The 14,630-nt window shown below is 63.7% G+C and carries 16 protein-coding genes; 11 read left to right on the top strand and 5 right to left on the bottom strand.

The annotated features are described in order from the left end of the window. The first annotated feature begins 548 nt into the window (after positions 1 to 548). Both BTHE68_RS10740 and BTHE68_RS10735 read left to right on the top strand, forming a co-directional pair. Positions 549 to 1,031: a ribonuclease gene (locus BTHE68_RS10740; protein WP_162066862.1), complete on the top strand. Its 483-nt coding sequence runs from the start codon at positions 549 to 551 to the stop codon at positions 1,029 to 1,031. A gap of 16 nt (positions 1,032 to 1,047) precedes the next feature. Next, complete coding sequence (locus BTHE68_RS10735) at positions 1,048 to 1,611, top strand: barstar family protein (RefSeq protein ID WP_061177769.1); 564 nt, start codon at positions 1,048 to 1,050, stop codon at positions 1,609 to 1,611. Between the two features lie 115 nt (positions 1,612 to 1,726). On the opposite strand, the gene BTHE68_RS10730 is transcribed toward BTHE68_RS10735, so the two are convergent. Together BTHE68_RS10730 and BTHE68_RS10725 are read right to left on the bottom strand one after the other, a co-directional pair. Next, positions 1,727 to 2,464, bottom strand: coding sequence for a 16S rRNA (uracil(1498)-N(3))-methyltransferase (locus BTHE68_RS10730; protein WP_162066313.1), 738 nt, complete (start codon positions 2,462 to 2,464; stop codon positions 1,727 to 1,729). 65 nt (positions 2,465 to 2,529) lie between these two features. Next, the gene (locus tag BTHE68_RS10725; RefSeq protein ID WP_162066312.1) at positions 2,530 to 2,943 is read right to left on the bottom strand and encodes a VOC family protein; all 414 of its coding nucleotides are present in this window, start codon (positions 2,941 to 2,943) and stop codon (positions 2,530 to 2,532) included. 502 nt (positions 2,944 to 3,445) lie between these two features. Between BTHE68_RS10725 and tkt the strand changes: the two genes are divergently transcribed. After that, positions 3,446 to 5,464 carry a transketolase gene (gene tkt, locus BTHE68_RS10720; RefSeq protein WP_502710584.1) on the top strand — a complete coding sequence of 673 codons (2,019 nt, stop codon included), beginning with the start codon at positions 3,446 to 3,448 and terminating at the stop codon, positions 5,462 to 5,464. A gap of 48 nt (positions 5,465 to 5,512) precedes the next feature. Continuing rightward, a complete protein-coding gene (gene gap / locus BTHE68_RS10715; protein ID WP_162066310.1) occupies positions 5,513 to 6,523 on the top strand; it encodes a type I glyceraldehyde-3-phosphate dehydrogenase in 1,011 nt (336 codons plus the stop codon). Between the two features lie 69 nt (positions 6,524 to 6,592). Here the strand turns inward: gap and BTHE68_RS10710 are convergent, their stop codons facing one another. Beyond that, positions 6,593 to 6,982, bottom strand: coding sequence for a hypothetical protein (locus BTHE68_RS10710; protein ID WP_162066309.1), 390 nt, complete (start codon positions 6,980 to 6,982; stop codon positions 6,593 to 6,595). Between the two features lie 114 nt (positions 6,983 to 7,096). Then, positions 7,097 to 7,792: a FadR/GntR family transcriptional regulator gene (locus BTHE68_RS10705; protein ID WP_162066308.1), complete on the bottom strand. Its 696-nt coding sequence runs from the start codon at positions 7,790 to 7,792 to the stop codon at positions 7,097 to 7,099. A 228-nt stretch (positions 7,793 to 8,020) separates the two neighbouring features. On the opposite strand from BTHE68_RS10705, the gene BTHE68_RS10700 reads away from it, so the two are divergent. The 3 genes from BTHE68_RS10700 to BTHE68_RS10690 are packed head-to-tail and all read left to right on the top strand — an operon-like array spanning position 8,021 to position 10,889. After that, positions 8,021 to 9,346 carry a C4-dicarboxylate transporter DctA gene (locus BTHE68_RS10700; RefSeq protein WP_162066307.1) on the top strand — a complete coding sequence of 442 codons (1,326 nt, stop codon included), beginning with the start codon at positions 8,021 to 8,023 and terminating at the stop codon, positions 9,344 to 9,346. A gap of 26 nt (positions 9,347 to 9,372) precedes the next feature. Next, positions 9,373 to 10,383 (top strand): allantoicase, encoded by a 1,011-nt coding sequence (gene alc / locus BTHE68_RS10695; protein ID WP_162066306.1) that lies wholly within the window; start codon positions 9,373 to 9,375, stop codon positions 10,381 to 10,383. Beyond that, positions 10,380 to 10,889, top strand: coding sequence for an ureidoglycolate lyase (locus BTHE68_RS10690; protein WP_162066305.1), 510 nt, complete (start codon positions 10,380 to 10,382; stop codon positions 10,887 to 10,889). The genes alc and BTHE68_RS10690 overlap by 4 nt, the downstream gene beginning before the upstream one ends. Positions 10,890 to 11,024: 135 nt before the next feature. On the opposite strand, the gene fur is transcribed toward BTHE68_RS10690, so the two are convergent. Beyond that, entirely contained in the window at positions 11,025 to 11,453 is a 429-nt protein-coding gene (gene fur, locus BTHE68_RS10685) for a ferric iron uptake transcriptional regulator (RefSeq protein ID WP_035507641.1), read from the bottom strand. A 175-nt stretch (positions 11,454 to 11,628) separates the two neighbouring features. Between fur and BTHE68_RS10680 the strand changes: the two genes are divergently transcribed. The 4 genes from BTHE68_RS10680 (at position 11,629) to BTHE68_RS10665 (ending at position 14,485) form a co-directional block, all read left to right on the top strand. Then, positions 11,629 to 12,429 carry an outer membrane protein assembly factor BamE gene (locus BTHE68_RS10680; RefSeq protein ID WP_162066304.1) on the top strand — a complete coding sequence of 267 codons (801 nt, stop codon included), beginning with the start codon at positions 11,629 to 11,631 and terminating at the stop codon, positions 12,427 to 12,429. Between the two features lie 127 nt (positions 12,430 to 12,556). Then, positions 12,557 to 13,354, top strand: a complete 798-nt coding sequence (gene dapB, locus BTHE68_RS10675) for a 4-hydroxy-tetrahydrodipicolinate reductase (protein WP_061177780.1) — start codon at positions 12,557 to 12,559, stop codon at positions 13,352 to 13,354. A 12-nt stretch (positions 13,355 to 13,366) separates the two neighbouring features. Further along, positions 13,367 to 14,032 carry a MotA/TolQ/ExbB proton channel family protein gene (locus BTHE68_RS10670; RefSeq protein ID WP_162066303.1) on the top strand — a complete coding sequence of 222 codons (666 nt, stop codon included), beginning with the start codon at positions 13,367 to 13,369 and terminating at the stop codon, positions 14,030 to 14,032. A gap of 12 nt (positions 14,033 to 14,044) precedes the next feature. Continuing rightward, the gene (locus BTHE68_RS10665; RefSeq protein WP_162066302.1) at positions 14,045 to 14,485 is read left to right on the top strand and encodes an ExbD/TolR family protein; all 441 of its coding nucleotides are present in this window, start codon (positions 14,045 to 14,047) and stop codon (positions 14,483 to 14,485) included. Positions 14,486 to 14,630 lie beyond the last annotated feature (145 nt).

The following is a 14,630-nucleotide window of genomic DNA, read 5'->3' as shown; positions in this document are numbered from 1 at the left end:
GAGATTATCCCTCGCGCGGCGGCCGTCAATGTCAAAGTACGCAAAAATTGCAACCCGCGTTTCGCGAGTCGGCGACGTTCACCAAAGGTGCACTTGCGGAGTTCACATCGACGGCATTTTTTTGCACGCCGGTGTGCTGAGTGATGGTGCAGCGGGTGCGGCGTCCTTGAAGGAACTTGAAGGAAACCGTCCGTGTTAAAAAAAGCGTGCCGCAGGTTTGCGGCACGCCCGAGGCGAAGAGGGGAACCTCAATTCACCAAAATGCGGGATCGTCGGCGGAGCGCGTTGCCGTGAAGCTGGCGACGAGTGAGGCGGCTCGTCCAGAGGCTTCAAGATCCCACGCGTCGAATTATTATCCTGTGTGAGATAAAAATCTCTCAGATTTGGGCTAAATGCGGCCGATGAAGCGCGCCCGGAATTGCTCGACGCGATCAATCTGAGAAAAAATTTCCGATTTTCGGCCTGACGTTGCTTCGCCCTGTCATTAGCGATACCCTTACATCTTTCATGGTCGTCGAATTCTGGTGTAACGCGAGGACAACCGTTTGGTGATACGCGCGCGGGTTCTGTGTTCCGTCGTCGTCCTGAGCGTCCTGTTGGGCGCATGCGGCAAGGACGAACCTCGCAGTGGCGTTCAGGAACCGGTTGCGTCGGCGAGTCCGGCGCCGGTTGCGCCAGTGGAACCGGTCCGGGAGGCGCAGTCACGGCAGCTTGACGCGACCGGCGGGCAGGAGCGTGACGGGTTCGCCACCGTCCACATCGCGCAATTGCCCAGGCAGGCGGTCGCGACCTTGCGGCTGATCGAAGCGGGCGGCCCTTTCCCTTTTGAGAAGGACGGCGTCGTGTTCGGCAATCGCGAGCGTCTGCTGCCGCGGCATGCACGCGGCTACTACCACGAATACACCGTTCCCACGCCGCGCGCGCGGGATCGCGGCGCGCGCCGGATCGTTTGCGGCGGCCCGAGGAAGCAGATCGGCGATTGCTACTACACGGACGACCACTACGCCAGTTTCAAACGCATTGCGGATTAACTACGGGATTAACGGCATGAGCGACAACATCTACGCGCACGACCATAGCGTCGCGGGTGATCTTTTCGCCACCGGCGATGGCAACCTGTTCCAGCGAGTATTGCGGCTACGCATGACAGAACACGACAACAGACCCGACGACGAGACCAGGCCTGAGGAGTTCCATTCGCAAGAGGATCCTGAAGCGCTGTTCGCCACCGTGCGGCCTAATATCGTGCAGTCGATACGCGCGTTCCGCGTGCAGGATCTCGCGGACGAAGCGAACCGCCTGGGCCAGCATTTTCTCTACGCCTATCTCGGTCAGGCTCAGAGCAAGCAGGAAGTGCTCGAGACCATCGCCACCTCGTTCATTTTCCCCAAGCATTTCGGCAAGAACTACGACGCGCTCTACGATTCGCTCACCGATCTCGTTCACAAGGCGGGCTCGCAGCCGGGTTTCGTGATCGTGCTGGAGCAATTGCCGATCGCGCAGAAATTCGACAAGGAAGGGCGTGAAGTCCTCCTCGACGTCTTCCGCGATGCAGCGGAGTTCTGGGCCGAGCGGAAAGTGGCTTTCCGCGTGTTTTACTCGTTCGTCTGAGTTCGCTCGGCCGCCGCGCTCGCGGCGGTCAGGATGGTGCAGCAGCCCGATGGGCGCAGCCGAAAGGCGCGTTCATCGGGCTGTTTTCGTTGGCGCGCCGGATTGTGCCGGAGACTCACCAGCCGCCCCAGCGCGCGGCCAGCGCGGCGAGCACCGCGATGCCGGCCGTCTCGGTGCGCAGCACGCGCGGGCCGAGGCCGAGCGTGGCAAAGCCCGCATCGACGATCGCGCTTTCTTCGCCGGGCGAGAAGCCCGCTTCGGGGCCGATCAGCAACGTGACCGGAGCGCGCGGCGGATCGGCGGGCAGCGACGTGAAGCTGACTTCGGCGCGCGGCGAGAGCAGCAGGCGCAGTTCGCCATCGGTGGCGGCGGGCAGATCGGCGAGCCAGGCGTCGAGATCGCGCGGCGGGGCGACATCCGGCACGCGGTTGCGGCCGCACTGCTCGCACGCTGCGCGCGTGAGCGCCTGCCAGTGCGCCTGACGCTTCAATGCGCGCTCGCCGGCGAGACGCACGACGCCGCGCTCGGCGGTGATCGGCGCGATGGCCGCCACGCCGAGTTCCACCGCCTTCTCGATGAGCCAGTCCATCTTGTCGCCGCCCGCCACACCTTGCGCAAGCGTCACGCGATAAGGCGGCTCGGCCTCGCGATCGCTGTGTTCGTCGAGGCGCGCGGTCGCCGCGCGTTTGGCGATATCGACCAGCTCGCCGCGATATTCGCCGCCGGCGCCATCGAAGAGCGTGATCGCGTCGCCGGTCTGCAGGCGCAGGACGTGGACGTGACGCACGACGTCATCGGGAAGGGTGAGAGTCTGGCCCACGCGAAGTGGGCCGTCGACGTGAAAACGTGGCATGGATGGTCGATCGCGGATATTCGATCCGCGGATAGTAGTGATACCTGACGGCGATGCGAGCGCGTTTAACGCAGATGCCGCGCGATAGCCCAGCGATAGCCGTCCGGGTCTTCGATCTGCGCGAAACGGTCGCCCCAGAACTGGTCCTGCGGCTCGATGAGGGATTTGGCGCCGACGGCGAGCGCCTGCTGAAACGTCGCGTCGACGTCGTCGACATACAGATAGAACGACTGCGGCGCCATCAGGCCGGCGCTCTTCGGCGTGCGCGCCTGCGAACCGTATGCGCCTTCGGGCGCGAACATCACGATCAACTGTCCGCGATAAGCCATCTCGACGTGAATGATCGTGCCGTCGTCGTTCACGCTGTCGCGCACCGCGAAGCCGAGCGCCTTTTCATAGAACGCGATGCTCACGCGCGCATCGCGCACGGTGAGGTACGGGATCAGCCAGGGCACGTCGGCGGGGCGAGGGTCGGTCATCGAAAGCACTCCTTGAAGCCTTGCTGCTGCACATTGACAGGCATTTTGCCATGAAGCCGTACGAACAATGGAGCAGCAAGAATTTTGCAGAACGAGCCGCGCGCCAGACGGATTTCGCCGGAACAACGTCCGTCGATGATGCGCGTTACCGTGTAATGTGACGCGTTGTCACGAAGTCGTGACAACGTCTGTCACGCTTGCGACGCGCGCGGCGCGGCGCAGTTCCCGCAGATCGCCGACGGTCATTTGCACGGAACATGCCCGCGCCCCGGGACGCCTGGCCGCACCCGCTTTGCCATGCTTGCGGCGCGTGTCAATCGGACCGGTCTGTTAGAATGACGGCCTCCCGATCCTCGTCGTTTCTCGTCGTTCCGGTCCTGAAAACGTTGTGTCCCGCGGGTCCGGCTCGGGTGAGAAGTACTGCAAGAGAAGCACCGTGGATCATTTCAGGACCTGCCCCAGACTCGACATGACGATCCCGACCTCCAGCCAGTCCGCCCTCATGGCCAACGCGATCCGCGCGCTTGCCATGGACGCCGTTCAACAAGCCAATTCCGGTCACCCCGGCATGCCGATGGGCATGGCCGAAATCGGCGTCGCGCTGTGGTCGCGCCATCTGAAGCACAACCCGACGAACCCGCACTGGTTCGATCGCGACCGTTTCGTTCTGTCGAACGGTCATGGTTCGATGCTGCTGTACTCGCTCCTGCATCTCACCGGCTACGACCTGCCGCTCGCCGAACTGAAGAATTTCCGCCAGTTGCATTCGAAGACGCCGGGCCACCCGGAATACGGCATGACGGCTGGCGTCGAGACGACCACGGGCCCGCTCGGCCAGGGCGTCGGCAATGCCGTCGGCATGGCGCTCGCCGAAGCACTGCTCGCCGCTGAATTCAACAAGGCGGACGCGAAGATCGTCGATCACTACACGTACGTGTTCCTCGGCGACGGCTGCCTGATGGAAGGCATCTCGCACGAAGCCTGCTCGCTCGCGGGCACGCTGAAGCTGAACAAGCTGATCGCGCTGTACGACGACAACGGCATCTCGATCGACGGCCACGTCGAGCACTGGTTCCACGACGACACGCCGAAGCGCTTCGAAGCGTACGGCTGGAACGTGATCCGCGCGGTGGACGGCCACAGCGTCGATGCGGTCGATGCGGCCATCGCCGCAGCGAAGAAGTCGGACAAGCCGACTCTGATCTGCTGCCGCACGGTCATCGGCAAGGGCGCGCCGACCAAGGCGGGCGGCCACGACGCGCACGGCGCGCCGCTCGGCGACAAGGAAATCGCGGCGACGCGCGCGGCCATCGGCTGGAATTACGGTCCGTTCGAAATTCCGCAGGAAGTCTACGCAGCGTGGGACGCGAAGGAACAGGGCGCGCACGCTGAAACCGAGTGGAACAAGGCATTCGACGCCTACAAGGCGAAGTACGCCAGCGAAGGCACGGAATTCGCGCGCCGCATGACTGGCGAACTGCCCGCGAACTGGGCCGAAGCTGCCGCGAAGATCATCGAGGACGCGAACCAGAAGGGCGAGACCGTTGCGACGCGCAAGGCATCGCAGAACACGATCGAAGGGCTGGCTGCCGCGCTGCCGGAACTGCTCGGCGGCTCGGCCGACCTGACCGGTTCGAACCTCACCAACTGGAAGGCTTCCAAAGCGGTGCGTGCGGCAGGAGACGCGGAAAACGCGAATCCGGATCACGCAGGCATCCAGTGGGGCAATCACATCAATTACGGCGTGCGCGAGTTCGGCATGAGCGCGGCCATCAACGGCCTCGCGCTGCACGGCGGCTATCGTCCGTTCGGCGGCACGTTCCTGACGTTCTCGGACTACAGCCGCAACGCGCTGCGCGTCGCCGCGCTGATGAAATCGCGCTCGATCTTCGTGTTCACGCACGATTCCATCGGCCTCGGTGAAGACGGCCCGACGCACCAGTCGATCGAGCACGTGTCCAGCCTGCGCCTGATTCCGAATCTGCAGACGTGGCGCCCGGCGGATACCGTCGAAACGGCCGTCGCGTGGACGCATGCGATCGCGCATCAAGGTCCGTCGACGCTGATCTTCAGCCGTCAGAACCTGCAATTCTCGGCGCGCAACGACATTCAGATCGCCAACATCGCGAAGGGCGGCTACGTTCTGCGCGACTGGAATGACGACATCCCCGCGCGCAAGATCATCCTCATCGCGACCGGCTCGGAAGTGCAGCTCGCGATGGAAGCGGTTGAGGCGCTGGCGAAGGAAGGCATCGGCGCGCGCGTCGTGTCGATGCCCTGCACGAACCTGTTCGACAAGCAGGACGCCGAATACCGCGAACGCGTACTGCCCAAGGGCGTGGCGCGCGTGGCGATCGAGGCGGGCGTGACGGATTTCTGGCGCAAGTACGTGGGCCTCGAAGGCGGCGTGGTCGGCATCGACACGTTCGGCGAGTCGGCCCCGGCGGGCGCGCTGTTCAAGCATTTCGGCTTCACGGTGGAGAACGTCGTCGGGACGGCGAAGTCCGTTCTCGCCGCGTAAGCACTGATCTCAGCGAAGCAAGGTTTTTTTGAGCCAAGGAGATAGACCATGACGATTCGCGTTGCAATCAACGGCTACGGCCGGATCGGCCGCAACACGCTGCGCGCCCTCTATGAAAACGGCAAGAAGCACGATATCGAGATCGTCGCCATCAACGATCTGGGCGATGCCAAGACGAACGCGCATCTGACGCAATATGACACCGCGCACGGCAAGTTCCCGGGCGAAGTGTCGGTGGACGGCGATTACCTCGTCGTCAACGGCGACAAGATCCGCGTGCTGGCGAACCGCAATCCGGCCGAACTGCCGTGGGGCGAGTTGAAGGTCGACGTGGTGCTGGAGTGCACGGGCTTTTTCACGACCAAGGAAAAGGCGAGCGCGCACATCAAGGGCGGTGCGAAGAAGGTCATCATCTCGGCGCCGGGCGGCAAGGACGTGGACGCGACCGTCGTGTACGGCGTGAACCATCACGTGCTGAAGGCTTCGGATACGGTCATCTCGAACGCATCGTGCACGACGAACTGCCTCGCGCCGCTCGTCAAGCCGCTGAACGACAAGATCGGTCTGGTGAACGGTCTGATGACCACGATCCACGCCTACACGAACGATCAGGTCCTGACCGACGTGTATCACGAAGACCTGCGCCGCGCGCGCTCGGCCACGCACAGCCAGATCCCGACGAAGACGGGCGCGGCTTCCGCGGTCGGCCTCGTGCTGCCGGAGCTGAACGGCAAGCTGGATGGCTACGCGATTCGCGTGCCGACGATCAACGTATCGGTCGTCGATCTGTCGTTCATCGCCGCGCGCGACACGACGGTCGAGGAAGTCAACAAGATCATGAAGGAAGCGTCGGAAGGCGCGCTGAAGGGCGTGCTCGGCTACAACGATGCGCCGCTGGTCTCGATCGACTACAACCACAACCCGGCTTCGTCGACGTTCGACTCGACGCTCACGAAGGTGTCGGGCCGTCTCGTGAAGGTGTCGAGCTGGTACGACAACGAGTGGGGCTTCTCGAACCGCATGCTGGATACGGCGGTTGCACTCGCGAACGCCAAGTAAGTTTCGGCTTGCTGAAATGACAAAGCCGCTCTTCGGAGCGGCTTTGTTTTTTGCAGCTTTTAGTCTGCGTTACGCGAGCTTCTCGCGCAGAAACGATACGACGTAAGGTGTCGCCGCCGCCGCGACCGTGGCTGCCGTGCCGGGGTCCATGCCCATGCGCGCGGCGATCGATTCCGCGATGCGTCCCGTGAGAACGCCTTCGCCACCTTCCTCCATCGATTTCAGAAAGCCGTCGCCGCGCACGAGCCCGGCGGCGAACGCCGCGAAAAAGCTCTTGCCGGGATGATCGCCCAGCAAGCCCTGACTCTGCTCTTCGGCGTGCGCGTGCGCGGTTTCCGCAGCGGTGCCGAGCATCTGCTGGCTGTCTTCGGGGCTGAAGCCCTGATCGGTCAGCGCTTGCGTGGCTTGCGCGCCGTGATCCGAGGATAGAAATTCCGAAACGAGTTGTTGCATGTCCATCGACGCTGCTCCTCTTGATGTTCGTCAATTGCAGGGCAGCGCAAGCGGATAGAAACCTCCATCACGCACGGCCCTTGCTGAGACTGACGACATCAAAAGAAGTGCCGCATGCGCTCACGCTTTGTTCGGCACCGGAAAATGCACGCCCGCGCGCTGCGCCGCATTGACGATGTGTCCTTCGATCGCGCGGCCGGCCTTCTCTCCGTCGCGCGCCTTCAGCGCCTCGATGATCATCGCGTGCTCGTGATACGTCGACAGCACCAGTTCGCGCCGATAGAACGGCAGGCGCTGGCTTTCCTTCATGATGTCGGCGCTGCCGCGCAGGATCGATTCGATCGCCGCGTTGCCCGCGAGACTCACGATACGCATATGGAACGCGAAATCCAGTTGCGCGGCTTCCTCGAGCGCCGATTCCGTCAACGCGACGTGCAGCGAACCGAGATTGTCGTCGAGCCAGTCGATGTCGGAATCGCCGATGGAATGCGCCGCGAGCCGTGCGACGAATCCCTCCAGCGCGAAACGCATCTGATAAGTGTCCGGCAACGAAGCCTGATCCGCGAAACGCCACGGATGCGCGTTGCTCGCCTGCGCGTTGCTGACGTACACGCCCTTGCCGGGACGGATATGCAGCATGCCGAGCGCTTCGAGTGTCGAGAGCGCCTCGCGCAGCGACGCCCGGCTGATCTCCAGTTCCTCCGATAGTTGCCGCTGCGCCGGCAGCAGGCTCCCGACCGGATACACGCTCGATTCGATACGTTCGCGAATGGTCGCGATCGCGGCGTCGGTCACGGTGTGCGGGACATTTTTCATAGGAAGAAAACAGTATTGGCCGGTCTGACCGCCATTGTATGCGCGTGCCGCGCGCGTGTGTAAGCGACTGCGCCGCGCGCATTTTCGTGCCCGGACCGAACAGGGTATACCGCTACGAATGCGTCCTTGACTGGGTTATATCGGCTTTCTAATATTCCACATCACAGCACTGGTCCGACCAGTCGGAACAGTTGCTCAGGTCCTGAGACATTACACGAGGAGACGGTCGTGTCGAGATTTCTGAATTCGCTGTTCGGCAGGGTGATGATCGCGCTGGTCATCGGCATCGTGGTGGGCGCGCTGTTTCCGCAATTCGGCCAGTCGCTGCGGCCTTTGGGCGATGGCTTTCTGAAGCTGATCAAAATGGTGATCGGGCCGATCGTGTTCTGCGTCGTCGTGAGCGGCATGGCGAGCGCGGGCGATCTGAAGAAGGTCGGGCGCGTCGGGCTCAAGGCGGTCATCTACTTCGAGATCATGACGACGCTCGCGCTGGTCATCGGCGCGATTCTGGCGTGGGTCACGCGCCCGGGCGTCGGCATGAACATCGATCTGCATACGCTCAATGCGGCGTCGCTCTCCACCTACACGGAGCACGCGAAGAGCCTGAAGGACACGGCGGGCTTCCTGCTGAAGATCATCCCCGACACCGCCATCGATGCCTTCGCGAAGGGCGACATCCTGCAAGTGCTCGTGTTCGCCATCCTGTTCGGCGCGGCGCTCTCGATGCTCGGCGACAAGGCGCAGCGCGTGACCGTGTTCATCGACGAGTTGTCGAACGTGTTCTTCCGCATCATGGCGTTCATCATCAAGCTCGCGCCGCTCGGCGTGCTCGGCGCGATCGCGTTCACGACCGGCCAGTACGGCGTCGCGTCGCTCAAGCAACTGGGCCTGCTCGTGATGGTGTTCTACGCGAGCTGCTTCCTGTTCGTGTTCGTCGTGCTGGGCGTGGTAATGCGGCTCGCGGGCTTCTCGATCTTCAAGCTCGTGCGTTACCTGCGCGAAGAACTGTCGATCGTGCTCGGCACCGCGTCGTCCGATGCCGTGCTGCCGCAGATCATGCGCAAGCTCGAATGGATGGGCGTGAAGGATTCGACCGTCGGCCTCGTGATTCCGACCGGCTACTCGTTCAACCTCGACGGCTTCTCGATCTATCTCACGCTCGCCGTGATCTTCATCGCGCAGGCGACCAACACGCCGCTGTCGCTGCATGACCTGATCGTCGTCGTGCTCGTGTCGCTGGTGACGTCGAAGGGCGCACACGGTATTCCGGGCTCGGCCATCGTGATTCTCGCCGCGACGCTTTCCGCGATTCCCGCGATTCCCGTGCTCGGCCTCGTGCTGATCCTGCCGGTCGACTGGTTCGTCGGCATCGCGCGCGCCGTCACCAATCTGATCGGCAACTGCGTGGCGACGGTGATCGTCGCGGTGTGGGAGAACGACATCGACCGGGTGCGTGCGAAGCGCGTGCTCGACCAGGACGCCGAATACCGCTTCGTGCCTGCCGCGCCGGAACCCGCGCACACGCACGGTCATGAAAACGCACACGCAATCTGACTCACCGCAACCGAAGGAACACTGAAATGGCCAATCCGATTCTGCCCGACGACGCTCCCGCTTTCGCCCGCCGCTACATGAACCTCGCGGACCCGCGACTCGGCGCGCAGGCACTCGTCGCCACCGACGAATTCTTCGCGCCGAAGGAACGCATGCTGGAACCGCAGCCCGCGGTGTTCATCCCCGGCAAGTACGACGAACACGGCAAGTGGATGGACGGCTGGGAAACGCGCCGCAAGCGCACGACGGGCTACGATCACTGCATCGTCAAACTCGCGCGCGCGGGCGTGATTCACGGCATCGACATTGATACGAGTCACTTCACCGGCAACTTCCCGCCGGCGGCGTCGATCGACGCGTGCTACAGCGAAAGCGCGAATCCGCAGGACGATGGCGACTGGCGCGAAATCGTGCCGTCGACGACGCTGCAGGGCAATCATCATCACTATCTCGAGATCGGCGATACGCGCGCTTACACGCATCTGCGCGTGAACATCTATCCCGATGGCGGCATCGCGCGCTTGCGTGTTTATGGCCAGCCGAAGACGGACTTTTCGCGCGTCGAACGCGGCACGCTGCTCGATCTCGCGGCGATCGAAAACGGCGCGTATCTCGTCGCGGCGAACAATCAGCATTTCGGACCCGCGTCGCAAATGCTGATGCCCGGGCGTGGCGTGAACATGGGCGACGGCTGGGAAACGCGTCGTCGGCGCGAGCCGGGCAACGACTGGGCGATCGTCGCGCTGGCGAATCCCGGCGTGATCCGCGCGATCGAAGTGGATACCGCGCACTTCAAGGGCAACTACCCGGACCGTTGTTCGCTGCAGGCTGCGCGCGTGGAAGGCGGCACGGATGAATCGCTCGTCACGCAGGCGATGTTCTGGCCCGTGCTGCTCGACGAGCAGAAGCTCTCGATGGACAGCGTGCATCGCTTCGAAAAGGAGATCGCCGCGCTCGGACCGGTGACGCACGTACGCTTCAATATCTACCCGGATGGCGGCGTGTCGCGGCTGCGCATCTTCGGTGAACTGGAATGAAGACGCTGACGCTGGAGCCGCTGACGCGCGAAGCCTTCGCCCCGTTCGGCGACGTGATCGAACTCGACGGCGCGCGCCATTTTCCGATCAACGCGGGCACGACCGAGCGCTTTCACGATCTCGCGAATGTGGAGGTCGGTTTCGAGAGCGGCGGGCGGCCGCTCATCAACGTGTTTCGCGGCCAGCCGCGCCCGCAGCCGGTCGTGATCTCGATGATGGAGCGCCATCCGCTCGGCAGCCAGGCGTTCGTGCCGCTCGCGGACGTGCGCTATCTCGTGGTGGTCGCGCCCGCGGGCGAGTTCGATCCGGCGAAGCTGCGCGCATTCTTCGCGCGCGGCTGGCAAGGCGTGAACTATGCGCGCGGCGTGTGGCATCACCCGCTGATCGTGCTCGACCAAGCTGGCGATTTCATCGTCGTGGATCGCGGCGGCGATGCGCCGAATTGCGATGAGATCGATCTGCCGGATCGTTACACGCTGGTCGAACACGAAGTACACGCCGCGTGACGCGCTAATCGAAATGCAACTGCGAATCGATCGCAGACGCAAATCACAAAGCGTACAGGCGAAACGAAACCGCCGTCCATCGCGAGATGGGCGGCGGTTTTCATTTCCGTGCGCCGCGAAGCCGGCGCTCGAAACTCAATGCTTGCGGTGCGGGCAGTTTTCCTTCGTGCATGCGCCGTACAGCGCGAGCGCATGCTCGTGGAGCTTGAAGCCGCGATCCTTCGCGATCGATTGCTGACGGCGTTCGATCTCCGCATCGAAAAACTCTTCCACACGTCCGCAGTCGATGCACACGAGGTGATCGTGGTGCGATCCCTCGTTGAGTTCGAAGACGGCCTTGCCCGATTCGAAATTGCTACGCGACAGCAGGCCGGCCTGCTCGAACTGCGTGAGCACGCGATACACCGTTGCGAGACCGATATCGAGCTCTTCGTTCAGCAAGCTGCGATACACGTCTTCAGCGGTCAGATGGCGCACCGGACTATGCTGAAAAATTTCGAGGATTTTGAGGCGGGGCAGGGTCGCCTTGAGCCCGATATTTTTGAGATCGGCGGGATTGGTCATGGCTAGGCATCCCTAGAGTACAATTCAAGGTTCTCATAGTAATGCGTTTTTCCAATTCCCGACATCCCACGCGGATGCAAGGCGAATCGGATGAAAAGAGCGCGACCTCGGAGCGCCTCGCGTGAAAGGTGAAATGTTCGTCAAATCTTTATCGAATTGCAGGGAGAGCCGTCGCATGCGGGGAATCGTGATCGCAGCAACCTTGGCCGCATTGCTCGCCGGCTGCTCGGCGTATGACAGCGTCACGCAGAAGATCGCGCAAAGCATCACGCCGTATCGGATCACGGTCGTGCAAGGCAATTTCGTTTCGCAGGAAGCGGCGAATCAGATGCAGGTCGGCATGTCGCGCGATCAGGTGAAGCAGCTTCTGGGCACGCCGCTCCTGAGCGACATGTTCCACGCCGATCGCTGGGACTATGTGTTTTATTTCAAGCGCGGGTCGACGTCGATCGTGCAGCAGCGTGACTTCGTCGTGAACTTCGCGAGCGATCGCGTCGTCAGCTGGTCGGGCGGCGAGAACCTGCCGTCGAACCTCGAACTGCTCGCGGAAATCGACGGCGACAAGGGTATCAAGGTCGCGAAGCCCGTAGCGCCCGCGGCGGCATCGGCGCCGGTGGCGTCGACGGCAGCGGTGACCGCGCCGGTCGGCGAGCCGTCCACGCAGCCGAACACCGCGGCCGCGTTTGCAGGCGACGCCAATCAGGAAGCCGCGCAGGCCGCCAATCGCGCCACGGCGCAGGTCGACATGCCGACGGGCCGCACGCAGTCGTCGGTGCGCGCAAACGTGCCGCAGACGGCGGGCGGTGCGCCCGGCTCGAGCGGCCAGAGCGGCAGCAACTCGCAGATTCAACTGAAGCGCCGGCCGCAGACGATCAACATTCCGGACAGCAGCGCGGTCGGCCCGTCGGGCTCGTCGCCCACGCCGGCCAATGCGAGCGGTCAGGCGCAGTTCTATCTGCCGCAGCAAAGTCAGTAAGCAGTTCAGCCGTTTGCGGATGAGGCCGCGCCAGGCGTTTCGACCTGGCGCTTGCTTCATCCGGCCAGCCCATCCGCATCATCCATCGCGCGTCGCGCGCGCGATTCAGATTCAATACGAGACTGCCATGAAGATCGCCATTGCCGGGGCATCGGGCCGCATGGGCCGGATGCTGATCGAAACCGTTCTCAACGATTCCGAAGCGCAGCTCGCAGGGGCGCTCGACCGGCCCGGCGTGCCGCAACTCGGGCAGGACGCGGGCGCGTTCCTCGGCAAGACCACGGGCGTGCTGCTGACCGACGACATCGAGCGCGTATTCGCCGATGCCGATTACCTGATCGACTTCACGCGCCCCGAAGGCACGATGACTCATCTCGAAGCCGCGCTGCGCCACGACGTGAAGATGATCATCGGCACGACTGGGTTCTCGGACGAGCAGAAGGCGCAACTGAAGCAGGCGGGCGAGAAGATCGGCGTGGTGTTCGCGCCGAACATGAGCGTCGGCGTGAACGTCACGATGAAGCTGCTCGAGTTCGCCGCGAAGCACTTCGCCACCGGCTACGACATCGAGATCATCGAGGCGCATCACCGTCACAAGGTTGACGCGCCGTCGGGCACCGCGCTCGGCATGGGCGAAGTGATCGCCAAGGCGCTCGGCCGCGATCTGAAGGACTGCGCCGTGTACGCGCGCGAAGGCGTGACGGGCGAGCGCGATCCGTCGACCATCGGCTTCTCCGCGATTCGCGGCGGCGATATCGTCGGCGATCACACGGTGCTCTTCGCGGGCATCGGAGAGCGCATCGAGATCACGCACAAGTCGGCGAGCCGTCTGTCCTATGCGCAAGGCGCGCTGCGCGCCGCGCATTTCCTGCAAGGACACGACAAAGGCTTCTTCGACATGCAGGACGTACTCGGCCTGCGCTGATCGTTCTCGACGATGGCAGCGACTGGCGTCATTCACTATCTGCAATCCGGCGACGCCGTCACGCATGCGGTCGCGGGCGTGCTGCTCGCGATGTCGCTCGCGAGCTGGTGCTTCCTGCTCGTGAAGGCGTGGATTCTCGCGCACGCCAAATGGCAGGGGCCACGCGCCTTGCGTCGCTTCTGGCAGGCGGCGAATCTGAAGGACGGCATCAGCGCACTGCGCAGCGCGGATCGCGAGCGCGTTTTCCTGCCGCTTGCCGAAGCCGCGTGGCACGCGTCCGAGACCGACATGCCCGGCGCGATGCTCGCGCGCGTCGAGCGCAGCGAGCGGGTGTTGCGCGCGCTGCGCGAGGCCATGCTTCGTTCGCAACGCAGGCTCGAATTCGGCCAGGTTCTGCTCGCATCGGTGGGCAGCACGGCGCCGTTCGTCGGACTGCTCGGTACCGTATGGGGCATCTATCACGCGCTCGGCAGCATCGCGTCGAGCGGGCAGGCGATGATCGAGAACGTCGCCGGGCCTGTCGGCGAGGCGCTCATCATGACGGCGTTCGGGCTGGTCGTCGCGATTCCCGCCGTGCTCGCGTACAACGTGCTCGGCCGCTACGTGCGGCAGATTTCCGAGGAACTCGACGGCTTCGCGCACGATCTGCACACGTTCGTCTGCGGCCCGGCCGAATAGGAGCGCGCGACGATGGCCTTCGGCGGACTCGACAAGAAGCCCAACGGCGCGCCCATGGCGGACATCAACATGACGCCGCTCATCGACGTCATGCTCGTACTGCTCGTCATCTTCATCATCACCGCGCCGCTGTTCACGCACGCGATCCGGCTGGATTTGCCGAAAGTCGCGTCGCAACCGGCGCGCGAGACGCCGCAGACCATCACGCTGTCCATCGACGACGCCGGCAAGCTCTTCTGGAATGACACGCCCATCAGCTTCGAGCAGATGCGCGCGCGCTTCGCCGATGCCGGCAAGGCGGCGCAAAAACCCGAGTTGCATTTGCGGGCGTCGAGCGCGACGCGCTATGAGGTCATCGCGCAGGTGATGGGCGCGGCGCAGCAGGCGGGGCTCGAGCGCATCGGCTTCGTCACGCAGCCGGCGCGGCCGCAGGCGCAAGCGCCCGCGCGATAAGCGCGCGAGTTGCCGCGCATCGAACGGTATAATCCCGTTTTCCCCGTTCGGCGGGCCTTGCGGAAGCCAGCAGGCCCGAAAATCCGACGCCGCGCCGTGTCAGCAATGCCGCAGCGCCTGGACTCGTCGCCCATATCGATAGCGG

It is taken from the genome of Burkholderia sp. THE68 (assembly GCF_009938265.1).
Taxonomy (GTDB): Bacteria; Pseudomonadota; Gammaproteobacteria; order Burkholderiales; family Burkholderiaceae; genus Caballeronia.
This window is presented reverse-complemented; position numbering and strand designations above follow the sequence as displayed.

Bases quoted from the DNA above. Each gene is read 5' to 3' on its own strand.
- BTHE68_RS10735 (WP_061177769.1), top strand. From the start codon at position 1,048: ATGAGCGACAACATCTACGCGCACGACCATAGCGTCGCGGGTGATCTT.
- BTHE68_RS10730 (WP_162066313.1), bottom strand. From the start codon at position 2,464: ATGCCACGTTTTCACGTCGACGGCCCACTTCGCGTGGGCCAGACTCTC.
- BTHE68_RS10725 (WP_162066312.1), bottom strand. From the start codon at position 2,943: ATGACCGACCCTCGCCCCGCCGACGTGCCCTGGCTGATCCCGTACCTC.
- tkt (WP_502710584.1), top strand. From the start codon at position 3,446: ATGGCCAACGCGATCCGCGCGCTTGCCATGGACGCCGTTCAACAAGCC.
- gap (WP_162066310.1), top strand. From the start codon at position 5,513: ATGACGATTCGCGTTGCAATCAACGGCTACGGCCGGATCGGCCGCAAC.
- BTHE68_RS10710 (WP_162066309.1), bottom strand. From the start codon at position 6,982: ATGGACATGCAACAACTCGTTTCGGAATTTCTATCCTCGGATCACGGC.
- BTHE68_RS10705 (WP_162066308.1), bottom strand. From the start codon at position 7,792: ATGAAAAATGTCCCGCACACCGTGACCGACGCCGCGATCGCGACCATT.
- alc (WP_162066306.1), top strand. From the start codon at position 9,373: ATGGCCAATCCGATTCTGCCCGACGACGCTCCCGCTTTCGCCCGCCGC.
- BTHE68_RS10690 (WP_162066305.1), top strand. From the start codon at position 10,380: ATGAAGACGCTGACGCTGGAGCCGCTGACGCGCGAAGCCTTCGCCCCG.
- fur (WP_035507641.1), bottom strand. From the start codon at position 11,453: ATGACCAATCCCGCCGATCTCAAAAATATCGGGCTCAAGGCGACCCTG.
- BTHE68_RS10680 (WP_162066304.1), top strand. From the start codon at position 11,629: ATGCGGGGAATCGTGATCGCAGCAACCTTGGCCGCATTGCTCGCCGGC.
- dapB (WP_061177780.1), top strand. From the start codon at position 12,557: ATGAAGATCGCCATTGCCGGGGCATCGGGCCGCATGGGCCGGATGCTG.
- BTHE68_RS10670 (WP_162066303.1), top strand. From the start codon at position 13,367: ATGGCAGCGACTGGCGTCATTCACTATCTGCAATCCGGCGACGCCGTC.
- BTHE68_RS10665 (WP_162066302.1), top strand. From the start codon at position 14,045: ATGGCCTTCGGCGGACTCGACAAGAAGCCCAACGGCGCGCCCATGGCG.